General features: G+C 60.5%; 6 protein-coding genes. 1 reads left to right on the top strand and 5 read right to left on the bottom strand.

Annotation, left to right across the window (positions count from 1 at the left end):
* Positions 1-35 precede the first annotated feature (35 nt).
* Positions 36-794, top strand: a complete 759-nt coding sequence (gene fhuF / locus ACH3PB_RS08030; RefSeq protein ID WP_416398942.1) for a siderophore-iron reductase FhuF — start codon at positions 36-38, stop codon at positions 792-794.
* Here fhuF and ACH3PB_RS08025 read toward each other — a convergent pair.
* The 5 genes from ACH3PB_RS08025 to ACH3PB_RS08005 are packed head-to-tail and all read right to left on the bottom strand — an operon-like array spanning position 736 to position 17,093.
* Entirely contained in the window at positions 736-1,458 is a 723-nt protein-coding gene (locus ACH3PB_RS08025) for a 4'-phosphopantetheinyl transferase family protein (protein WP_416398941.1), read from the bottom strand. The two genes, fhuF and ACH3PB_RS08025, sit on opposite strands and share 59 nt — an antisense overlap.
* Positions 1,458-2,204 carry a thioesterase II family protein gene (locus ACH3PB_RS08020; protein WP_416398940.1) on the bottom strand — a complete coding sequence of 249 codons (747 nt, stop codon included), beginning with the start codon at positions 2,202-2,204 and terminating at the stop codon, positions 1,458-1,460. The genes ACH3PB_RS08025 and ACH3PB_RS08020 overlap by 1 nt, the downstream gene beginning before the upstream one ends.
* Positions 2,204-3,850 (bottom strand): cyclic peptide export ABC transporter, encoded by a 1,647-nt coding sequence (locus ACH3PB_RS08015; protein WP_416398939.1) that lies wholly within the window; start codon positions 3,848-3,850, stop codon positions 2,204-2,206. The genes ACH3PB_RS08020 and ACH3PB_RS08015 overlap by 1 nt, the downstream gene beginning before the upstream one ends.
* Complete coding sequence (locus tag ACH3PB_RS08010) at positions 3,847-7,830, bottom strand: non-ribosomal peptide synthetase (RefSeq protein WP_416398938.1); 3,984 nt, start codon at positions 7,828-7,830, stop codon at positions 3,847-3,849. The genes ACH3PB_RS08015 and ACH3PB_RS08010 overlap by 4 nt, the downstream gene beginning before the upstream one ends.
* Positions 7,827-17,093 carry an amino acid adenylation domain-containing protein gene (locus tag ACH3PB_RS08005; protein ID WP_416398937.1) on the bottom strand — a complete coding sequence of 3,089 codons (9,267 nt, stop codon included), beginning with the start codon at positions 17,091-17,093 and terminating at the stop codon, positions 7,827-7,829. The genes ACH3PB_RS08010 and ACH3PB_RS08005 overlap by 4 nt, the downstream gene beginning before the upstream one ends.
* Positions 17,094-17,101 lie beyond the last annotated feature (8 nt).

Genomic DNA, 17,101 nt, shown 5'->3' with positions numbered 1-17,101 from the left:
TTTGCGTTCAGCGAGTAGCTTTTGGTGCCTGATTCATGAATCTCGATCTTGCGCTGCAGCGCGCCCCAGCGCCTCTGCGACAGGTTCTCCGCGTCGTGCGCGGTGACTGTCGCGGTGTGCCTCTGCGACGGCTCACCGAGGTCAGCGTGCTCCGCCAGCTTTTGGACGACTACGCCCCGCGCTATCCCGATGCCAAACCGGCCGCCATTGCTTCGCAGTGGTCGATGGACTACCTGTGCCTCATCATGCCGGCAGTCGTCGGTGCCGCCCTGGAACTGGGGGCTGAAATCGACGCGACGCAGGCGGCTGCCGAGCTGCTTCTGGATCAAGCCATGCCATCAGCCATCTTCGTCGATGCCAGCTGTCGGCCCCTCAGCCCAAGCGAACATTCGGCGCTGTTTAGCCATCTGTTCACCGAGCATCTGGAGCCTTTTGTCGCAGCCCTGGCCATGGCCGGGAAGGTCTCGCCGAAGCTGCTCTGGACGAACGTGGTCGTGGTATGGGATGGTCTCTTTACCAGACTGGAAGGCAGCCTCCGGCCTGCCAGCGCAGCGCACGGCTGGTTGAAGACCAGAACCGTTCAGGCGGGGCAGCGGGCCTTGAGACCCCTGCAGCAATGGGAGCCGTCGCCCGCGGCAGATCTACCTCAGGAGATCCCTGTGCGAAAGCAATGCTGTCTGCATTACCGCCTGCACAAAGACGGGCCCCCGGTCTGGTGTGAGTCGTGCCCCAAACTCAGGCGTCAGCCGCTTGAAGAACAGCTTCGCTATCTGCGGTCGGTGTATACGTCCTGACTTGTGCCACATCAACCGAAACGCAGAGGCTGGCCAGGTAGCCTGGCGGGGCCGGGAGGCTTCTGATCTCCAGCTGTCGTTCACCGGCTTCGCCACTATCGACGATATGAAAGCGGCCGGTCGGCTGCTGCAGGATCAGTATTTCGCTCAGCGTCTTCTGCAGGCCGTGCCCGAGGGCTTTACAGTACGCCTCCTTCTGGGTCCACAGCCGATAAAAGGCAAGCCTACAATCCACCTCATCGAGCGCCAGCAGTACCTGCTTCTCCCGTGCATGGCAGACAAGATCGAGCAGGCTAACAACATCGATATCGGCCCGCTCAGTGTACTCGATGTCAATGCCAACCGGCTGCCGCGCAATCGCCAGTATTGCTTCTCGACTGCTGTGGGACAGGTTGAAGTGCAGGGGCGAATCGGCCACGGCCGGCTTGCCGAAAGCATCGCAGATCAGCATCAGGCTCGCCGGGTCTCGACCGAGGTATTGGGCGAGTATCAGGCGTAACACGCCGCGTCCGCGTCGATACTGCGCCTGCAGGTGTTCGCATCGAAATCGTGCGGCCTTGTCGGCTTCATCCCTGCTGAGCAGAGTCGCACACTGATCCCAGGCGCTGTCAGAAAGATCCCAGCGCCATACATCCACAGTGTCGGATTGTAGCGGCACGCTCATCAGAGATATGCCTGCAGTTCAGTTTGTATAAGATCGATGACTGCTGCTGCTTCGTTTTGCAGATAGAAATGATCCCCCTCGAACCAGCGCAGATGGCAGGCGGCACTGGTTTCAGCCTGCCAGGCCGGTAAGTGCGCCTGGACCAGGTGCTGATCCTGTCGTCCGGCCAGTACGGACAAGGGTATCTCGAGCTTGTCACGTGTCTGATAGCGATAGTCATTCAGCAGCGAAAAATCCGCGCGGATCGCTGGCAGTAGAAGGTCCATCAGCTCACGGTTTTCCAACAGTGCGGCAGGCGTGCCGTTGTAGTCTCGCAGTGTCTCGATCAGGTGCTCGTCGTCGATCTCATCGAAGTCGGGGCGACATGGCTGATGCTGTGGCGCATTAGTGGCAGAAACAAAGAGGTGGTGTGCCTGAGGCAGGCTTGTCCGCTGACATTCGCGCGCGAGTTCGAAGGCAACGAGACCGCCAAGGCTGTGGCCAAAGAACGCAAACGGTAGGTGGCTCTGCTGCCTGATGACGTCAGCCAGGTTGGTGATCAAGGGTTTGAAGCCCGTCTCGCAAGGCTCAGTGAACCGTGCGCCGCGGCCAGGCAGCTGCACGGCGCACAGCTGTATGCTCGGTGGCAGCAGCGCCTGCCAGCTCAGGAACGCTGCTGCACTGCCGCCTGCATAGGGGAAGCAGAACAGGCGCAGGCGTGCGTGTGGGCAGGGTCGGGTCAGGATCCACGGTGAATACTGCATCATCAGGCTACGTTGGCTGTGTCGTCGGGACGCTGAACGCTGTCGACAGTGACATGGCCATCTTCCAGTTTCAGTATGCGATCGGCATAGCCGAAATAGGCGTCGTCGTGAGTAATGGCGATAACTGTTTTGCCTCGAGCTTTCAGTTCAGGCAGCAGCTCGGTGTAGAACACGCGCTTGAAGGCGGGGTCCTGGTCAGCTGCCCACTCATCGAAAAGGTAGACCGGTCGGTCTTCGAGATAGGCTGACACCAGGGCGAGGCGCTTTCTCTGACCAGTAGAGAGGGCCACTGTTGAGAATTTGTTGTCTTGCACCTTCACCTTGTGGCGCATGCCAAGGGCTTCGATATAGCGCTCGGCACCGGTCGCAAGATCTGCCTGGTCGCCCCCGAGCAACTGTTCAAAGAGGTGGAAGTCGGCGAACACGGCTGAAAAATGCTGTCGGTAATGATCACGGTTGTGCTGCGTGACCGGCATTCCGTTCAGTACGAGTTCACCAGCTTCCGGCGCATAGAATCCGAGCAGCAACATGGCCAGGGTGGTTTTGCCGCTACCGTTGCCGCCCACCAGGAAGATGAGCTCGCCCTGTTCGATAGTGAGGTCAATCGGGCCCAACATGAAATGACTGTCTTCGCGCTCACCGGGGTAGCGATGGCAAACGCCGCGGAATTCCAGGCGCAGATCACTGGTCTGTGGGAAGGGGTCAGGACCCTGTGGCAGCTCGGCCGCGGATGTCAGCTCCTCATCGAGCTGGCCAATCTTCCGTAGCGCAATACTGGCCTGTCGCAATGCAGGTAGGGCGATCATCAAGTCGACTATGGGGCGTATGAGATAGAGCAAGGTAATGGTGAACCCTGTCAGCACCTCCACAGGCTGCTTGAACCAGAGCGGTATCAGGAACAGCAGAATGCCGATATTGACATAGAAAATCATGGTGCCAACGCTGGCGACGATACTGTAGCCTGTCATGCCACGGGTGAACCACTGTCTGAACTCATGGGCGCTGGGTGCGATAACCTGACCGACAAACGCCTCGCCTTTGTCCCGATTGAGCTGCAGTTCCTTGCTGCCTTCGATGAGGCTGCGGAAGTGCAGGTACAGGGCATCCTTGAGTTCGCGCACTTTACCCAGGTGTTCAAGTGGCCGCCGTTCTGCGAAGTGGAAGCCAATAATGCCGACTGCGAGAAACAGCGCCAGCATCAACAGAAGCTCCCACGAAAGCCAGGCAAGATAGCCGAGACAGGCGGTAACGACGATACTGTTCATGAACAGCACGGGCACCCATTCGAAGGCATTGGTAAAGGTGTTGATGTCGTCGGCCAGTATGACCAGCAGGCGGTGCTTGCCGAGTTCCTGCAGGCGCTTCAGGGGCGTCGCGAGCAGCTTTCGGCTGAGCTGCAAACGCAGGTCATAGATGGCGTTCTGGGTGAGATGGAGCAGCGAAACTTCTGAGCAGATCTTGAAGATCAGTAGCGCTGCGCACAGTGCGACGAACGTCCAGCCCAAAGAAGCAATCTCTGCGTCTGCGCTGATACCCTTGTTGATGACAGCTACGAGCCCCGCACTGGCCAGCCCGCTAATGGCACCTGTGATGGTCGCGAACAGGACCAGCCGCCAGGACTGCTGGTAAAGGTAGCGGAGCATATTCATGTCACGGTTTCCATATTGCGTTGGGCCTGAGCAAGCATGCCGACAAACTGCTTCTTGAAGTCGCGGCGCGAGAGAATATCATCATGATCGCCCGGCACGATGTAATGCTGGACCTTTCCATTGGCGAGTGTCGACCAGTAGTCCGGCAGATCTGGCTGCGCGGCAAGTGTGTCTTCCGCCCACCAGCAGCACAAGTGTGCCTTCGCGGGGCGCGGTTCGTAGTGCTGCACCCACTGACGGGCCTGGCGCATGGCATCGAGTGTCAGGCGCACAACCTCTACCGGTGCCGTCAATGCCAGGTCCTGCTCCAGGCGCCATTCAAGCAACAGGTAACGCAGCTGTTCGGCCTTGCCGGCCGCGCCAATCCTGCTTCTGAGGGCCTCCAGTTCAGAAGGCGGCAGAGATCGAAATCGTGCCGCACTGTCTGGCGTCAGTTCGTTCTCGAACATCGTCAGGACTTGCTCGAAATCGATGGCTTCGTCGTTGGTGCTGTAAGTCGTGTCGATCATGGCCAGCAAAGCGACGGTCTCACCAGCGCGCTCCAGCTGGCGAGCCAGTTCGAGCGCCAGCAATCCACCCATTGACCAGCCGCAGAGATGATAGGGGCCCTGTGGCTGCTGCTGCCGGATCTCGGCAGCATAGCGCTCGGCAAGCGCTGTTAGTGAGCTATTGTCGGCATTCAATCCCCTGGGCAGCGGAATGCCATAAACTGGCTGCTCAGCCGGCATGGCCGCTACCAGGGGGCGATAGTGATGCACTTCTCCTGAAGGTTGGTGCAGGCAGAACAGCGGTGGGTGGGATGACTGCCCCTCGTTCAGCACGACCAAACCTGGGCTGCAGGCCCGCCGGCTGATTTGCCCAGCCAGCTGTCTCAGCGTTGGATGCTGAAACACCAGGCTGATGGGGACCTCGACCTGAAACGCGCTCTGGATACTGTGGGTGAGTCTAACCACGAGAAGAGAGTGCCCACCAAGCGCAAAAAAGTCATCTTCCCGGCCGATCTGTTCGACCTCAAGAAGCGTCTCCCAGAGTGCAGCCAGATCTCGTTCGACCTCACCCTCAGGGGCAACATAGCGAACCCGTTGCTGGCGTGGTGCAATCGCTGCGAGCGCCTGTCGGTCTATCTTGCCGTTAGCCGAACGCGGCAGGCGGGGCAAAACCTGGATCTCTGCAGGCAGCATGTGCGCCGGAAGCTGCGCGGCGAGCGCCTTGTGTAGCGACTCGGCTGCGGCATCGGCACCAAGGTCTGCCTCGGACGCCACAAATGCACGAAGCTGATATGCGCCCGTCTGATCTGGCACCGCGATAACCGCTGCGCTCTGCACGGCAGGCTGGCGACAAAGCACGGCTTCGATCTCTCCAGGTTCTATTCGGTAGCCCCGAATTTTGACTTGCGCATCGGCACGACCGAGGAACACGAACTCGCCATATTCGTCGATATAGGCGAAGTCACCGGTTCGATACAGTCGCTCGCCCTCGAGCGTTATGAACTTTTCGGCAGTCAATGCAGGGCGATCCAGATATCCGGGGCTGAGTCCGGCACCGCCGATGAAGATCTCACCTTTCAGACCCTGCGCCACCTGCCGGGTCTTAGCATCCAGCAGCCGTACACGGGTATGGGGAATAGGGCGGCCGATAGCGACTGCTGCCTCGTCACGTTGCACGGTGCATTCTGCGACTGTGCTCCAGACCGAGGCTTCCGTGGGGCCATATTCATTGTACAAGCGAACGTGCGGACAGCTGCTGTAGTGCAGATTTACCAGGGCGCGTGGGCAGGCCTCACCAGCAACGATGCTGGTCTTGAGCTGGCAGGCCTCTGCGTTCAGTGAGTGCAGCAGCAGTTGGTACAGTGAAGGCAAGGCCAGCAGATGGGTGATGCCTTCTTCCGCAATGATCGTGGCCAGCACAGCCGGATCTTTCTGCTGTGACTCGGTCGCAAGGTGCAGGCAGCCACCTTGAGCCAGGCTCCAGAACAGACCGGCTATCGAGCTGTCGAACGCGAAGGAGGACAGCGAGAGGAAATGCTGGACTGGCTCGGGGTAATACGCCACACGGGCCGCCAGCGAGTGCAGGGCATTGGCGTGGGTAATCACCACGCCTTTGGGTTCGCCTGTGCTGCCCGAGGTGTAAATGATATAGGCGGGATCATGGCCCTGAATATCAGGTGCGCCAATGCCTTCGGGCGCGGGCGCATCGCTCGTCACTGCGGCATCCGCCATCACCAATCGCTGTGGGTCCTGCCATCCCTCTGGCAGATCACCGGTCAGCTCACTGGAGGTGATGCAAAGCATGGCCTGGCTGTCACTGAGAATGTAGGCAATGCGGCTTGATGGATAGGCGGGATCGACCGGCACGTACACGGCGCCCGCTTTCAGGATCGCCAGCATCGCTACCAGGGCGTCGAGATCCCGACGCAGGAAATGGACGATCCGGGTTCCAGTGCCGACGCCTCGCGAGCGCAGCGTGTTCGCCAGCCTATCTGCACGCTGATCCAGCTGCCCGTAGCTCAGGCTGCCGCTCAGCCCTTTGACGGCGGGCGCGTGCGGGTGCAGGCGACTTTGCGTTTCGAAACAGCTGGACAGGTTGTGCAGTGACGCAATGGCCTGGTAGGGCTGCTCGCACTCTGGGCGAAGGGTCCCACTCAGCACTGTGTCGAGCTGCCGCTGTTGTGATGAGGTGAGCGCTGCAAGATCGCTCAGTTTGAGCTGTGGCGTGGCACAGGCTGAATGCAGCAGACAGAGGAGCTGGTCCTGAATCAGCATGATGGCCGCTTCGGAAAACACTTCAGGATTGAAGTGAAGGATCAGTTTCGTCGGGTTGCTCCCTGGCTCGCCAGTGGCGTTGGCAGCGACCCGCCCCATCTGGAGCTCCAGCAAGAGCTGACAGGGCGCCGTTGCGCTATCGGCCTGTGTCAGCGACCAGCCGGTTGTCAGCAGAGCCTCTGTGTCGATGTTAGAGACCAGGCGAAACCCTGCAGCTGCAAAGCCCGTCATCTTGTCGGCTTCAGGGTGCTCACTCGGGAAGTAATCCCGCCATTCGAGCAGGTCGCTGCACTGATGGGCGAGTTGTCTGCACAGCGCCTCGAAGCTCATGGTCCCCAGGCCGCTCACGGTGAGTGGCAGCAGTTCGCTGAACAGACCAAGCGCATCGCCAAGGTGCGAGCTGCGCTGCTGCCAGTCCAGCCCGAGGCTAATGGTCTCAGATTCGCTGTGCTGATGCAGTAGCGTGACCCAGGTGGACAGCAGCAGAACCTCTGGCGCAACCGCCAGCCCTTGCGCCCGGTTCAACCAGTCCTGCATGGCCTCGTCAGGCATGGCCACCGCTCGCTGAACAAGAGATGGCTTGTCGCCTAACGCTGGAATCGACTTGTAGAGCGGCAGTGTAGTGAGGGGGCGGGCGGTCTTCAGCTGGTTCTCCCAGAAGGCCTGCGCCGCCGCTTCGCTGCCGATCAACTCCTGTCGCCAGGGCGCATAGTCGGCGTATTGTAGCGGGGGCTCATCGCTGATAAGACCGGCTTCCAGTGCGTCAGGGCTGTCCGCAGCGTAGAGCGCCGCCCATTCCGACGTCAGTAGCACGAGGCTTGCTGTGTCGAGGTGAGCCGCTGGCAAGTTCAGCTGAACTTCGCTGCTGCCATCGTCGAGAGGCCGGCAGACGAGCTGGACGGGCAGGGTCTCGGTATCTTCCGGCGAGCTGATGAGCGGCTGTGACGCAATGACCTGCACCGGTAAACGCATGCCAGGCACGCGCTGATATCGAGTTCGCAGGATCTCATGGCGCTGGCTCAGTTGGGCGAGACTCGTCTTCAAACGAACAGGATCGGCCTCGCCAGTGAGCCGGATGGTCAATCTGGCGCCACTGTGCGCGCCGAAAGCAGAGGGCTGCCATTGCCACAGCCGTACCTGCTGAGGTGAGAGTGCATAGGCCTCGAGGCCGTCCTCATTCGTTGTTTCAAAGTCTACTTGGCCTGGTTGCTGTGTCATCGCGCTATGCCATCCTCTAGTGTAATCGTTACCGACTTGCGGCGTGCTGTTGTCAGCTTTTCTCGCTTGCGGTCGCGTTGATCTCTGCTATTGCCGAGGGCCTGTTGCTGCCTGCTGTGCTGCACCTGATCCAGGTGTTTGACAAGCTCGGCCACCGCATCGCTGCCTGCGGTCGCAATATGTCCCAGCAGTGTTTCGAATAGCGCAGCCAGCTGCTCGATATAACCCGCTTCGTACCGGTTTGGGCTGTAGTTGTAGAGCATCTGCAATCCTTCTGGACCAGGCACGCAGTTGATCAGCAGATCGAACTCGGCCTCGGCCGGCGTCAGTTTCAGTTCTTCGATCGTCAGTCCATCCAGCGTCAGATCCTGCTGCGGAGCGTTCTGCAGAATCAGCTTGATCTGAAAGAACGGCGATCGATCGTGCGTGCGTTGTGGCAGGAGCTCCGCTACCAGCGTTTCGAAAGGCAGGTCCTGGTGCTGGTACGCTTCCAGTGCTGTGTGACGACACTGCTTCAGCAGCGCCTCGAAGCTTTGATCGGGTTCAAGTCTGCAGCGCAGCACCAGCTGGTTGACGAAGAAGCCGACCAGGGTTTCGGTTTCACCCTGATGGCGATTCGCGATATCGGTGCCGACGAGTATGTCAGTGGCACCAGTCTGCTGATGCAGGAGCACGTTCAGCGCGGCGTGCAGCACCATGAACAGGGTGCTGCCGCTCTGTTCTGCCTGTCGTTGTAATGCCTCACTCACTATTTTCGGAAGCTCGCGCCGATAGCGCTCAGCCGGCTGCGTTACATCTGCGGTGTTACGCCTGAAGCCTGGAAGGGTGAGCCCGGGTGCACAGCCAGCCAGCTGAGTGCGCCAGTAGTCAAGCTGCTGCTGTCTGAAAGCACCGCTGACATGCTGCCGCTGCCAGGCAGCGAAATCGGCGTACTGCAGCGTGAGCGGCGCCAGTTCGGGCTGGCTGTCTGTGCTGAAAGCTGTGTAAGCCTGCGCCAGGTCGTCGACCAGTAGCCCGAAGGACCAGTCATCTACCGCGATATGATGCAGCGCGAGCGCCAGCACATGCGTCTCAGGCGCGAGCCGGAACAGGGCGGCACGAATGAGTGGCGGCGCCTGCAGGTCGAATGGCGCTTTGACGACAGCTGCAATTTTCTCCGTGAGAGCCGCCTGCTGTGATGCCGGTTCGAGGGCCGATAGATCTTCCAGCGGCAGTTCCACGCGCAGGGACTCGAGGATCTGTTGCCAGGGCTCTCCCTGCTCACTAGGCAATGCCGTCCGCAGGACTTCATGGCGTGCGACGAGATAATCAAGGCTCTGAGACAGCGCCGTGATATTGAGCTGGCCGCTCAAAGTCAGCGCGAAGGGAATATTGAAGACGCTTGAGCCGGGGTTCAGCTGATCGTGGTACCACAGTCGCTGTTGAGCGAACGACAGCGGCAGCCTTGCATCACGCGGCCGGGCTGAAATCGAAGGTATGAGTGATGGTGAAACTGGCAGCGTGCCAGAGCGCCTCGCTGCTTCACCACCTTTTGCCAGTGCGCGATCGACCTGCCTGGCGAGCAGGGCCACCGTTGGATGCTCAAAGATCATACGCAATGGCAGGTCTATCTGGAACGCCTTGCGAACGCGTGACATCGCCTGGGTGGCGAGGAGCGAGTGACCACCCAGCGCAAAAAAACTGTCGTCCAGTGCGACTGCAGACAGGTGCAGGACCTCACTGAAGATACTGACGATGCGGGCTTCAGTGTCGCTATGAGCGCGCTGTGGCCGTGTGCTGTGGGTATGCGGCGCCTCGATCTGGATCTGGCTCAGCGCCTTGCGGTCAAGTTTGCCATTGGCATTCAGGGGCAGCTCGTCCAGCCGTAGGAAGACGGCCGGGAGCATATAGGCGGGCAGTGTGTCAGCAAGATACTCGCGTAGCGCATCGATGCTCACGGCCTGAAGGCTTTCAGCCTCGGCAGTTCTTGCCTGCCAATAGGCGATAAGCCGCGTCTCACCGCGTGCATCGGGCTGGGCAAGCACAACAGCCGTCTGAATCGCAGGATGGGCGCTCAGACGGTTCTCGATTTCACCGAGTTCGATCCGATGGCCACGCACCTTGACCTGTTGATCGCGCCGCCCCAGATACTCGATAACGCCGTCAGACTGATACCGACCAATATCACCAGTGCGATAGAACCTGGCGCCTGGTGTGAGTGGGTGCGCCACAAATGCGACAGCGGTTCGCTCGGGGTCATTGAGATAGCCGCGGCCGACGCCCATACCGGCGGTGCAGATTTCGCCAGGCACGCCGATTGGGAGCGGCCGCAGGGCCTCGTCCAGTATGTAGAGCTGATTATTGGCCGTAGGTCGCCCTATCGGCATGTGCTGACAGATTTCAGCAGGCGCCTCTGTGATCGGGTGATAGCCAATATTATCGGCACACTCCGCTGGCCCGTACAGGTTCAGCAGAGGGACTTGTGGAAAGCGTTCGAACCACTGACGGCACAAGGCTGGTGGCAGTGCTTCGCCGATAGACATCAGCCAGCGAAGGGAGGTCAGGCTGGCTTCTGCCGGGCAGTCGGCGAGCATCGCGCGTATGACCGATGGCACGACCTCCATCAGGGTGATGGCCTCATCGTCGATGGCCTTCAGTAGTTGAGCCGGCTCTCGGGTGATGGCGTCGGGCAGTATATGCACGGTGGCACCCAGGAGCGGCGCCGTGAGGAACTGCCAGATTGAGATATCGAAAGCCGGTGAGGCTGTTTGTGCGAGACGGTCGGCAGCTTCGAACCCGAGTGCCGGGATTTTGCCGTAGATATTGTTGAGCATGCCGCGCTGTTCAACCATGGCGCCTTTCGGTGTTCCAGTGGAGCCTGAGGTAAAGATCACATACGCCAGGCTGTCGGGTGTTGCGCTCGAAACTGGCTGCTCAACGGCCCGGTTTGAATCGTCCGCAAGCCAGAGATCTTCCGCGACGAGACAAACGGGCACGACATCCAGGGCCGGCATGAGCTGGTCGAGCAGGGCAGCCGACTGTGTCGAGGTCAGCACGACCGCTGCGCCGCCAAGCCGCAGAACTTCGCCGAGGCGCTGCGGTGGGTGATTGATGTCCAGCGGTTGGAAGGCTGCGCCAGCTTTCAGAACAGCGATCATCATGGTCAATAGCGGCAGCCCCCGCTCGGCAAGCAGTGCCACCAGCGTGTCTGGCTGTGCCCCCGCTGCGATCAGCGCATGGGCCAGTCGGTTGGCACGTTGGTCGAGCTCGAAGTAGCTCAGCGCTTCGCCCTGACATACAGCCGCGACCTGCTGCGGATGTTGCGCCACCTGTCGCGCGAATAACGCCGCGTAGGTTTCGTCGAGTGGGAAATCGTGTGCGGTCTGGTTCCAGTCCGCCAGCATCAACTGTCGTTCTGGTGAGGTCAGTATCTCCAGCTCACCAATCGGGCGCTCGGGAGCGTCCAGCATGCCCAGCAGCAAGGTCCTGAGGTGCCCCAGCATCCGTTCGACCGCAGCGCCATCGAAGCGGTGGCTGTCATAGCTCAGGCGTAGCCCCAGGCGTGAGCCTGGCATCACTGTCAGCGTCAGCGGGTAGTTGGTCAGGCCGCGGTCTTCGAGCAGGTCGATGCTGAAATCGAGTCCGCTACTGGCCTCCGCGGCATCAAGCGGCGCGTTCTCGAAAACGAGCAGGCTGTCGAATAGCGCGCGGCCTGGCTCGACCTCGCTCCACTGCTGAATGTCGACCAGGGGTGTGTGCTCGTACTCCCGCACCGCGACATTCCGCTCGAGTATCTGCTGCAGCCAGCTGCTGACTGGCCTGTTGTCATCGATGCTCAGCCGCAATGGCAGACTGTTGATGAACACCCCGAGGATGCCTTCTGCACCTGGCAGGCTGGCTGGACGTCCAGCCACTGTGATACCAAAAGCGACGTCCTGCTTGCCGCTATAGCGCGATAGCAGCAAGGCCCAGGCGCCCTGTAGCCAGGTGTTCGCGGTCAGCTCGTGCTCACGGCAGCGCTGCTGAAGTTGCTCTGTCTGTGCAACACCCAGGCTGATTTCAACCTCGGCTGCCGCCTCGGTCAGGCCATCAGCCTTGTGCTGGTCGATCACCAGCGGCGTTGGTTCATGGAAACCGGAAAGCTCGGCTCTCCAGAACGTTTCGGCAGCGCTATGGTCCTGTCGCGCGAGCCAATAAATGTAATCACTGAACGGCCGACCCAGTGGCCGTGCGACTGGCTGGCCCTCACATTCCGCCTGGTAGATCGCCAGCAGATCCTGGATCAGCAGATTGAAGCTCCAGGCATCCGAGAGGAGATGATGGAAGCTTCTGACCAGCCGGAAGGCCTGCTCGCCCAGCTGGAAGACGCGCAGCCGGGTGAGGGGTGGTTGCCGCAGGTTGAAACCCTCATGACGCTCGGCGGCCAATAAACTTTCCAGTTGCTGTGTCTGAACATCAGGATCGAGCCCTCGCCAGTCATACCAGAGCACTGGCGACGCCACACGGTTGCACACAAACTGTAAGGGCTGATCGGCGTCGTCCCAGGTAAAGCCTGTCCGCAGTACAGGGTGGCGCTCGAGTAGTCGAGCCCAGGCCTGGTCAAGTGCCTCCCGGTCGAGCCGTCCCTCCCAGCGGAAGCGCTCCTGCATCAGGTAGATGCCGCTGTTGGGCGCGAGCTGCGTGTGCATCAGCATGCCCTGCTGCATAGCCGAAAGCGGATAGACTTCTGCAATGTTCCCCCAGTCGAGTGAGACCGGCATCTGCGCCGGCTGCTGTGGCAGCTGTGCAAAGCCCTGCAGGCCTTGTTCTAGCCGTGCTGACCAGTCCTGGGCGAGCGCACCATGACACTCAAGCACCAGTTCATTCTGCTGCCAGTAGGCATTGATTTGCAGCCCAGTCTGTTCGCCTGTGGCATGGCCTGCAGCAACGACTGCCCCGAGCACGCCATGTGGCTCGCAATGAGCGTCCCAGTCGCCGAGCCAGGCCAGCGAGACTTGCGGACGCGGCACTGTTTGCAGCGGCTCCAGCAGGTAGCTGTTGTCGCTCAGGTACCGCAGCACACCGTAGTCCGCGCTACGGCCTGGCTGGGCAGCAAGCTGCGTCTCGACATCACGCAGCTGTTCCAGCGGTGGAGTGTCAACATTCCACTTCAGGAAGACCGGCGCATCATGAGCAAGTGCGCCGACGATCTCGCTGGCGTTCAGTAGCGTTTCATCGCGCCCAGTGCGATTCGGCAGGCGGGTCTGATCGGGCCGCCCTGTTTGCAGACCGAGCAGTAGGCGATCAGCCTGCGGCAGGGCTTCATGTAATAGTGAGCCTAACGCGGTAGCGAAGAGGCCCTCCCAGCTCAACTGCATCTGTTGCTTCAGTCGCACGAGCTGCTGCGACACAGACGCAGGCAGTCGGATAGTCTTGGTAGTAGCCGCTTGCTGTACTGGCAGAGCTGGCAGTTCGGCACCGGCGAACTCGAGCCAGTGCTCCCAGGCGTCGTCGAGCTCATCACCCTCGGCGCGACGCTGTTGCTGCTCCGCCCAGACGAGGAAATCGGACGTCATCGGCGTGAGCGCGACTGGTCGCTTATGCAGAACCTGACTCAGTGCAAGGCTCAGGTTTCTTAGCAATACCGGCCATGCCGCTTCATCCAGCACCAGCGGATGTGCGACCAGTAGCAGCTGCGTCGTGTTGCCGCTTTGCAGCAGGCAGGCACGGAGGCTCTGTGCCTTCGCCAGATCGAGTTCTTGCAAGGCGTCTGCTGCGAATTTTTCGAGTGCATCCTGCCTGTCGTCTGACGTGAGCGCTGTGGACAGCGTGTGACGTGAGACGGTTGGTGCCTGCGGTGAACTCAGCAGGACTTGCTGCCATTCGCCGCTGCCAGTGTGCTGCAGACCCATCTGTAGTGCACGATGGTGTCGCTGCACGAACTGCAGGGCCTGAGCTATTGCTGGCGCGAGTGCTTCTGCCTCGGGCTGCTGGCTCAGTTGCAGGCAGCGCCAGGTCGCGCTCGTGAATCCAGACGCCAGCCGCGCCCGCTGCCCGGGAGTGAGTGGAACGGCTTTGGTGGTAGGCGAGGCAGTAGCTTGTGCATGCGCACCATCCGCGCCAAGAACGGCGGCAAGTTCTGCGACAGTGCGATGCTCGAAAAGCTGCCTCGGCGTCAGCTTCAGCCCCGCCTGTCCGGCTCGCGCGATGATCTGCAGATTGAGAATGGAGTCGCCACCGAGACTGAAGAAATTATCTTGAATGCCGACCGTCTGGACATTTAGAACGGACTGCCAGATTGCCGCCAGCGTACGCTCGACCTCGTTCCTGGGCGCCACGTGTGTCGGGGAATGAAGTCCATCAGCAGCTTCTTGAGTGCTCGGCAGCGGTAGCTGCTTGTGGTCAGGTTTGCCGTTGGCGTTCAGTGGAATGGTATCAAGCAGTATGAAGGCCGCTGGCACCAGATATTCGGGCACGCGCAGGCCAAGATCATCACGCAGTTTTTCAACGTTCAACGAGCCATCGGCCACGACATAAGCGACCAGTCTCGGCGCCTGTTCCGGCAGTTGAACCAATCTCGCGACAACTTCCCGGATTTGCGGCGTCAGGCGCCTGACCTGCGCCTCAACTTCGCCCAGCTCGACCCGGTGGCCTCTAATTTTGACCTGGCTGTCGACACGGCCGAGAAACTCGAGGGTTCCATTCGCCATCCAGCACACGCGGTCACCGCTTCGGTACATGCGCTGACCGCTGACGAAAGGGTCATCGAGAAAGTAGTGGGCATTCAGCTCAGGTCGGTTGAGGTAACCACGGGCTATCGCTGCACCGCCGATGTACAGCTCACCCGGCACGCCGGCTGGTACCACTTGTCTATGCTCATCGAGCACGTACAGGTGGCGGTTTGGCAGAGGCTGTCCCAGTGGGATGGTCGCCGTCTGGTCGAGTACCTCGGGAACACGCTGATAGGCGGCACCGACAGCTGTTTCAGTCGGGCCATAATGATTGACGATGTGCAGATCTGGCATGAGATCGCGGACCCGTCTCACAAGCTCACCACTCACGGCTTCGCCACCGAGTATCAGGGTGTGCCGTGGTAGCAGGTCAGCTGAGGCACAGGCATCGAGCAGGCCGCGCAGGTGGCTTGGCGTCAGCTTCAGAACATCGACGCCACTGCGGCTCATGAACGCTGCCAACGCGACAGGATTGAAAGCCGTGTCTTCATCAGCCAGGATCAGGCTGCCACCGCTCGAGAGTGCGCCAAAAAGCTGTGTGTGTCCAAGGTCGGCCGCCACTGTAGACACCATGCCGAAGCGGCTCGGCGACGGCAGTGTCAGCGCTGCCAATATACCAGTCACGTAATCGACGATGGCTGCGTGAGGCATGACCACGCCCTTGGGCGTACCGGTAGAACCAGAGGTATAAATCATATATGCCGCACAATCTGGCGTTACGGTTATTTGAAGTCGGCTCTCCGGTGCTGATAGAAACTCGGATTGAATAGCATCGAGGCAGACAAGCGCCGTTCCGCATAGCTCGAGCTGGCGCGTTCGATCGCTATGCGAGATCACCAGTCGCGCGCCGGCATCCCTCACAAGCTCGTCCAAACGTGCCGCAGGCTGCTTGAGATCAAGGGGAACATAGGCTGCGCCACATTTCAGCGTGGCCAGCACACTGACGACGAAGTCTGTAGAGCGCTCGAGCGCAAGTGCTATGAAATCGCCGCGCTTGATGCCTTGAGCCAGTAGGAAATGCGCCAGCTGATTCGCCCTGCGTTCAAGGGTTCTGTAGCTGAGGCGGCCATCGAGCACCACCAGCGCGTCCGCGTCCGGAGAGCTGTCCACCTGCCGCTCGAAGAGCTGATGAAGGCCGATCGCCGGTACTTCGTGACGGCTGCCAGTACCCCATTCCAGCAGCCTCTGTTGTTCGTCATCACTCACCCAGGTCAACGCGTCGACAGGCAGGTCCGCGTTCAGCGTCAGCGCGCGTAACAGCGCCTGAAACTGACGCAGCATGAGTCTCACCTGATCGTTGGAGAACGTCTCGCGGGCATAGCTCAGGGTGAACTCGAATGCGTCGCCCGAGGGGATGGCTATGAGCGAGAGCGGGTAATTGTTCCGACCCTGGGAAAGCCGCACGTCATCAACTCCGCCGTCGGTGTCGTCAGTGCGGACGTCGCCATCACTTGCCTTGAACGACAGCTCACCTGAGTGCTCACTCAGTGAGGCATCCAGCGGGAAGTTCTCGAACACCAGAATCGCTTCGAACAGCGGCAGATCGCCCCGGATGCCGCTAAAGCTTTTCAGCCGGCTGAGCGCGCTGTATTCGTACTGGCGCAGTTCGGCGACATCAGCCTGCAGTTGCCGTAGCCAGTCACCAATGCTGAGCGGCGTATGCCATTCGACGTTCAGTGGCAGGGTGTTGATAAAGAGCCCGACCATCGCCTCTGAGTGCGTCAGCACTTCCGGACGGCCGCCGAGGGTGATGCCGAACAAGGCGTTCTCACGGCCGGCATACGCACCGAGCAACCGTGCCCAGCTTGCCTGCACCAGTGTGTTCAATGTGATGCGCTGCGCTCTGGCAAAGCTGGTCAGTCGCTCGCTGTCGTCACGCGAGAGTACAAGGCTTTGCTCGGCGTAGGGCAGGGTGCTGTCCTGAATGCCGGGCCTGGCGCCGAGTCTGGGTAGCGGCGTGGGCTCAGTGATAGCGCCCAGTTTGCTGCGCCAGTAGGCTTCGGCCGCGCCTTCATCCTGCTCCGCCAGCCAGGCCACGTAGTCCTGAAATGGTCGGGTCGGCGAAAGCTGTGGGGTCTGCCCGGTGCAGAAGGCTCGATAGCAGGCGAGCCAGTCGCTGAGCACAATGCCCTCACTCCAGCCATCCAGCACAATATGATGATGGGTCCAGATCATCTGCCAGCTGGCCTCGCCAAGCCGTACCAGGCAGAGTCGCATCAGTGGTGGCGCGCTGAGGTCCAGCAGGGCTTCGCGCTCGCTGATCTCGAGATCGCGAACGGCGCATTCACAGGGTGTTCTGTCGCGCCAGTCAAGCTCGGTGAGCGGTACCGGCACTTCAGTCAGCACCACCTGATAGGCATCATCCAGATCCTCCCAGAGGATGGCTGTGCGCAGTACAGCGTGCCGCTCGATCATTGTACGCCAGGCCGCCAAAGCGGCAGCGGTGTCGAAAGGACCGTCGATCCGGAGGCTCAACTGCTGCTGGTAGACCCGCGACTGTGGCTCGTACACGCTGTGAAACAACAGGCCCTGCTGCAGCGGCGAGAGTGAGTAGATGTTCTCGATAGTATCCATGGCGTCTG

The organism is Allohahella sp. A8 (assembly GCF_047946665.1).
Taxonomy (GTDB): Bacteria; Pseudomonadota; Gammaproteobacteria; order Pseudomonadales; family Oleiphilaceae; genus Allohahella.
Note: the sequence above shows the minus strand (reverse complement) of the source record. Positions and strands in the feature narration are given on the sequence as shown.